Source organism: Pseudomonadota bacterium, from assembly GCA_022361155.1.
GTDB lineage: Bacteria > Myxococcota_A > Polyangia > Polyangiales > JAKSBK01 > JAKSBK01.
Genome location: JAKSBK010000291.1, coordinates 1 through 1,922 on the forward strand (window position 1 = coordinate 1; position 1,922 = coordinate 1,922).

The 1,922-nt window shown below is 67.0% G+C and carries 4 protein-coding genes; all 4 read left to right on the top strand.

Annotated elements, in window-relative coordinates:
• A partial coding sequence (locus MJD61_10995; GenBank protein ID MCG8555795.1) for a hypothetical protein occupies positions 1-213 on the top strand: 213 nt, incomplete at its 5' end.
• 49 nt (positions 214-262) lie between these two features.
• Complete coding sequence (locus tag MJD61_11000) at positions 263-466, top strand: hypothetical protein (protein ID MCG8555796.1); 204 nt, start codon at positions 263-265, stop codon at positions 464-466.
• Positions 467-806: 340 nt separating this feature from the next.
• A complete protein-coding gene (locus tag MJD61_11005) occupies positions 807-1,484 on the top strand; it encodes a hypothetical protein (protein MCG8555797.1) in 678 nt (225 codons plus the stop codon).
• Between the two features lie 55 nt (positions 1,485-1,539).
• Positions 1,540-1,922 (top strand): hypothetical protein (locus MJD61_11010; GenBank protein MCG8555798.1); only part of this gene is annotated, 383 nt, incomplete at its 3' end.

Below are 1,922 nucleotides of genomic sequence, written 5' to 3' on the forward strand. Positions count from 1 at the left end.
GCACCGGTCGACAACTGCTACGGCTACTCAACCCAGACCCGCAGCCGATCGTTGGACACGATGCCGTTTAACACGTCCATGAAGCTGGACATGGAGGCGATGTCCAACCGCGAGTTGGAGTACGTCGTGGGCTGCTACTGGTACGCGATGCCCGACACGACACACAACTTTACACCCAACCCCGACGCGGCCAAGCGGCCGATACGGAAGTAAGCGTTTCCAAGATTCTCAGTACAAAGGCCTGGCTTCGACCGAGCCATGCATGTTGAGACGCCATCGGTTGGAGCACACTGCGGACCGCGGGCCTGTTCTTGGGTGCGGGGCCGAGCCGACCGATCGCGCGTTGGACCGCGTCGTGATGGATGCCCAGCTGCGCCGCGATGGTACCTGTCTTGAACTCCTCAAGCTCTCGGCACTTGTGCTTCAGGGTCTCGAGCAGTTGCTCGATCTGAACTTGTTGCGTTAGCGCTACGCGGCGAAGGGTCCCACGCGCTGCCGGGCTGGGACGATTCTCGACAAACGGATTGAGTTTACTCCCCTCGGCGGCGGGATCACCATAAACGTCCCGCTCGATGTTGCGTGTGCCTCCGCCGGCCAGCCGCTCAGGCTCGACATCATGGTGACCGGTGGCTCGAGCGACATCTACTCGCTCTTCTACTCGGTGGAAGGGACCAACGACGGCTTCATCTACGCGAACGGAAGCGGGGCTGTCGGGAACTTCCCGGCCGCCGGGATTCCCACCAACCCCTAGGCTCGCGGCCAGTGTTAGCCCCCGGCTGCGACCACGAGCGAAAGGAGCTCCTGCGATGTCTTCGCACGAAGCACGACACACCCCAACGTCCTGCTCGTTGCTCTCGCTGCTAGCGGGCTCTGCGCTGCTGCTCGGAGCCTGCGGGGGCAGAACGGTCAGCCGTCCGGGAGCGGGCGGCACGGCGGGGGGCGGCATGGGCGGCACCCGCGGCGCTACCGGCGGCAGCGGGGCGGTGGCCGGCGCCGCGGGCCGGGGTGGCTTCGGGGGGCAGGCCGGCGCCGGCGGCATAGGAGGCCGAGCCGGATGGGCCGGCTTGGGCGGTCAAGGGGGTGTGAGCGCCACGGGCGGTGTGAACGCCACAGGCGGTGTCGCGGGTGGCGCCGGCGTGAGAGGACTGGGTGGCTTCGGGGGGCAAGGTGGCCTCGGCGGCATGGGCGGTCGAGCTGGCTGGGGCGGTCTTGGTGGTCGGGGCGGTGTTGGCGGCGGTATGGCCGGTGTCGGTGGAGGAGCTGCTCAAGGCGGGCAAGGGGGCTTCCCGAGCACGGGCGGCTGGGGCTTGGCCCCCTGTCCGCAGGAGTTTGAATGCAGGACGATCGCCCGTCTAGGACCTCGACCTATTTGTGTCCTGCGGGGAATGTCAGGGCCCCCCTCGTGTGGCAAACCGACATGCTTCCTGCTCGCCATGCCATCCTGCTCCAACTTTGGCCATTGCTTGCAGTTCTGTGCTCCCTAGAGCGGATGGGAAGGGTTGGTACCCTCGCAGCCCGCCACCCAGGACTGTGTCGGCGATGCAGGCGTGGGCTACCGCCTGCCTGCTCGTTAGCGCGTGTCTGCCGCAGGTCGCGGTCGCCAACGGGCGCTACCCGGCGTCGCAGCAGGTGATCGAGGATCGGCGCGACCCCGAGCACTTGATCGTGCGCGCGACCTACGGGCTCTTGGTGACGCGGGATGGGGGCAGGCATTGGTCATTGATCTGCGAAGAGGCTGTTGGCTACGGCGGCATGGAAGATCCCATGCTGGGCTTGTTCGGCAACGGCACGCTGATGGCCGGCACGCTCCGTGGTCTGAAGCTCGGGGCCGACGCAGCCTGCAGCTTCGCCGAAGCCCAAGGGGGCGTGAGCGGGCTGGAGATCGTGGATGTCGCCGTGCATCCAAGCGACCGGGCGCATGC

Bases quoted from the DNA above. Each gene is read 5' to 3' on its own strand.
- MJD61_11000 (MCG8555796.1), top strand. From the start codon at position 263: ATGTTGAGACGCCATCGGTTGGAGCACACTGCGGACCGCGGGCCTGTT.
- MJD61_11005 (MCG8555797.1), top strand. From the start codon at position 807: ATGTCTTCGCACGAAGCACGACACACCCCAACGTCCTGCTCGTTGCTC.